Origin of the sequence: Nitratidesulfovibrio liaohensis (genome assembly GCF_011682075.1) — a bacterium.
In the GTDB taxonomy this organism is placed as follows: Bacteria; Desulfobacterota; Desulfovibrionia; order Desulfovibrionales; family Desulfovibrionaceae; genus Cupidesulfovibrio; species Cupidesulfovibrio liaohensis.
Genome location: NZ_VSMK01000312.1, coordinates 1 through 3,277 on the forward strand (window position 1 = coordinate 1; position 3,277 = coordinate 3,277).

3 protein-coding genes and 1 pseudogene are annotated in these 3,277 nt (G+C 66.9%); 1 reads left to right on the plus strand and 3 read right to left on the minus strand.

Going from position 1 to position 3,277, the window contains the following annotated elements:
• A pseudogene (locus FVW27_RS20940) lies at positions 1 to 328 on the plus strand (LeuA family protein); the annotation flags it as partial.
• Positions 329 to 715: 387 nt separating this feature from the next.
• On the opposite strand, the gene FVW27_RS11075 reads toward FVW27_RS20940, so the two are convergent.
• From FVW27_RS11075 to livM, 3 genes are all read right to left on the minus strand, one after another.
• Positions 716 to 1,420, minus strand: a complete 705-nt coding sequence (locus tag FVW27_RS11075; RefSeq protein WP_015946238.1) for an ABC transporter ATP-binding protein — start codon at positions 1,418 to 1,420, stop codon at positions 716 to 718.
• The gene (locus tag FVW27_RS11080; RefSeq protein WP_167125141.1) at positions 1,413 to 2,225 is read right to left on the minus strand and encodes an ABC transporter ATP-binding protein; all 813 of its coding nucleotides are present in this window, start codon (positions 2,223 to 2,225) and stop codon (positions 1,413 to 1,415) included. The genes FVW27_RS11075 and FVW27_RS11080 overlap by 8 nt, the downstream gene beginning before the upstream one ends.
• The coding region (gene livM, locus FVW27_RS11085; RefSeq protein WP_167125143.1) for a high-affinity branched-chain amino acid ABC transporter permease LivM at positions 2,225 to 3,277 on the minus strand (1,053 nt) is incomplete at its 5' end. The genes livM and FVW27_RS11080, both read right to left, overlap by 1 nt.

Genomic DNA, 3,277 nt, shown 5'->3' on the forward strand with positions numbered 1-3,277 from the left:
CCGCATGGGCGTGGGACGCAAGAGCGGCGTCGCCGCCGTGGCCGCCGCCCTGGCCGAACTGTCCATCCTGCCACCGCCGGACGAACTGCCCGCCATCGTCGAGGCGGTGCGCGAGCTTTCCGCCACCCTGCGCCGCCCGCTGACCACGGCGGAACTCGTCGATTTGGCACAACGCCCCGGCAGCGTCGGCGGAAAGCTTCATGCCCCGCAATCCGGCCTTGCCGTCGCCGCCCTGGCATCGGCACGCGGCTCAACCACAGACAACAACCGGCAACCGCGCCGCGCCGATCAAGTCCGGCGCGGTCCGACACCCACAAGGGAGGCATGACACCATGCGCCTGCTCTTCACCATCGTGGCCGTAGCCATGGCCTCCGCCATGCTTACGGCGCTTGTCCTCGGCCCGCTGCCCGCCTGACCGCGACCGAACACGGCAACGCCGCGTCCACCAGGAGCGCGGCTCTGTCGCGGCGGCCCCGCGAACAACGGGCTCAGATACGGGGCCGCCGTCCCTCCTTCGCACGGATCGGGGCGGACGGCCCCTGTTCATGCTCCCCGCCGGGGCGAAACCCGGCATCCTGCCGGCCTCCGGGCGCGGCAGGCCGCTTCCCCCGTCCCGCCAGACAAAAAAGAGCGGCCCTCCCCTTTCGGAAAGGACCGCCCACGCCAGGCAATGCTCGTGCCCCGCGTGCGGGGCCATGTGTCTGGCCGCCCCGGCTACATGCCGAGGTAGGCCTTTTTCACGTCTTCGTTCACCAGCAGGTTGGCTGCCGTGTCTTCCAGGGTGATGCGCCCGGTTTCCATGACGTACGCGCGGTGGGCGATCTTCAGGGCCTGGTTGGCGTTCTGCTCCACCAGGAACACCGTGGTGCCGTCGGCGTTGATCTTGCGGATGATGTCGAAGATCTGCTGGATGATGATGGGCGCTAGGCCCAGCGAGGGTTCGTCCAGCAGCAGCAGGCGCGGCCTGCCCATGATGGCGCGCGAAATGGCCAGCATCTGCTGCTCGCCGCCGGAAAGGGTGCCCCCCGCCTGCTTGCGGCGCTGGGCCAGTATGGGGAACAGGCCGAAAATGTAGTCCAGGTCGCGGGCGATGCCGTCCTTGTCGTTGCGCAGAAATGCGCCAAGGTCCAGGTTTTCCTGCACCGTCAGGTCGGGGAAGATCAACCGACCTTCCGGCACCTGGCTGATGCCCAGACGCACGATCTCGTTGGGCTTCATGGTGTGGATGGGCTTGCCCTCGAAAAGCACCTCGCCGGTGCGCGGGGGCACCGCGCCGCATACGGTCATCAGCGTGGTGGTCTTGCCCGCGCCGTTGGCGCCGATGAGGGTGACGATCTCGCCCTGGCCGATGGTCAGGTTGATGTCGCGCAGGGCCTGGATGTTGCCGTAGAAGGCATTGACGTTACGCAGCTCAAGCATGGGATTCCTCGCCCAGGTAGGCCTTGATGACCCTGGGATTCTTGCTCACTTCCTCGGGGGTGCCCTCGGCGATCTTCGAACCGTACTCCATGACGTAGATGCGGTCCGACAGCGACATGACCATGCTCATGTCGTGCTCGATGAGCAGCACGGAAAGTTCGTGTCGCTCGCGGATCTCGATGACGAGTTCCTTGAGTTCGTGGGTTTCCTGCGGGTTCATGCCCGCGGCGGGTTCGTCAAGGCAGAGCAGGAAGGGTTCCGTGGCCAGCGCGCGGGCAATCTCCAGCCTGCGCTGGGCGCCGTACGGCAGGTTGCGCGCCTCGTCCTTGTAGTGCTGGTGCAGATTCACGCTTTTGAGCAGCGCGTAGCTTTCTTCCACGATGCGCTGTTCTTCGGCGCGGGTCCTGGGGTCGCGCAGCAGCGCGCCCAGAATGCCCGCACGGGTGCGGCAATGGCGCCCGATCATCACGTTTTCCAGCACGCTCATGGTGGGGAACAGCCGGATGTTCTGGAAGGTGCGCGACATGCCCAGCGCGGTGACCTGGCTGGCCTTCAGGCCGTTGACGGTGACGGTGCGCCCGTCGCGCGGGGTCACGTGCACGGTGCCTTCGGTGGGCACGTAGATGCCGGTGATGCAGTTGAAGAACGTGGTCTTGCCTGCGCCGTTGGGACCGATGAGCGCCACGATCTCGCCCTGGCGCACCTGCAGGTCAACCTCGTTCAGGGCGCGCAGGCCCCCGAAGTTCATGGAAATGGAGCGGACGTCGAGTACGGCGGCAGCCGCGTTGGCGGTGGTTGCGGACATCAGGCGTTGCCTCCGGCGGCGGGGCGCGCCGCGTCAGCACCGGCGCCTTCGGCGTCGGGCACGTTGTACTTGGTGCGCCCCGGCGAAACGAGGCCCTGCGGGCGGAAGACCATCATCAGCACCATGGTCGCGCCGAAGATGAGCATGCGGTACTCGGAAAACGCGCGCAGGTATTCGGGCAGCAGGATGAGCACCAGCGCGCCCACCGATACCCCGATGACCGAGCCCATGCCCCCCAGCACCACCATGGCGAGCACCATGGCCGATTCCAGGAAGGTGAAGCTGGCCGGGTTGATGAAGGTGGTCTTGGCCGCGAAGATGACCCCCGCGAAGCCCGCCCAGCACGCGCCCAGCGCGAACGCGGTGAGCTTGGTGGTGGTGATGTCGATGCCCATGGCCTGACAGGCTATCTCGTCCTCGCGCAGGGCCTGCCACGCACGGCCGATGCGCGAGTTCTTCAGGCGCGTCACCGCAAGAATGGTGACGATGACCGCCGCCAGGATGAGGTAGTAGATGTAGGTGGTGGCGTCGCTGACCGAAAGCTGCATGCCCAGCAGGCCGGGCCGCTCGATGTTGGCGATGCCGCTGGGCCCCTGCGAGAAGCTGCTCCAGTTCTCCAGCACCAGGCGGATGATTTCGCCAAAGCCCAGGGTGACGATGGCCAGGTAGTCACCGCGCAGCCGCAGCACCGGAAAGCCCAGCAGGATGCCGAACAGCGCGGCCATGGCCCCGCCGATGGGCAGCACCGACCAGAAGCCGAGGCCGAAGTTGCTGTTCAGGATGGCGTAGGCGTAGGCGCCCACGGCGTAGAAGGCCACGTAGCCCAGCACCAGCTGGCCCGAAAGGCCCACCACGATGTTCAGGCCAAGGCCCAGCATCACGTAGAGCAGCGCCGAAATCATGATGTTGGTCTGGTAGGTGGAAACCACCCACGGCAGCACCAGGAACACGGCCAGCAGCAGGGCCAGGGCGGGCACGGCGGCCTTGGGGTCGCTGCGCAGGCGTTCGAACCACGCACCGCGCGCGGACATGGCGCCGCTCGGAAGAGCGTC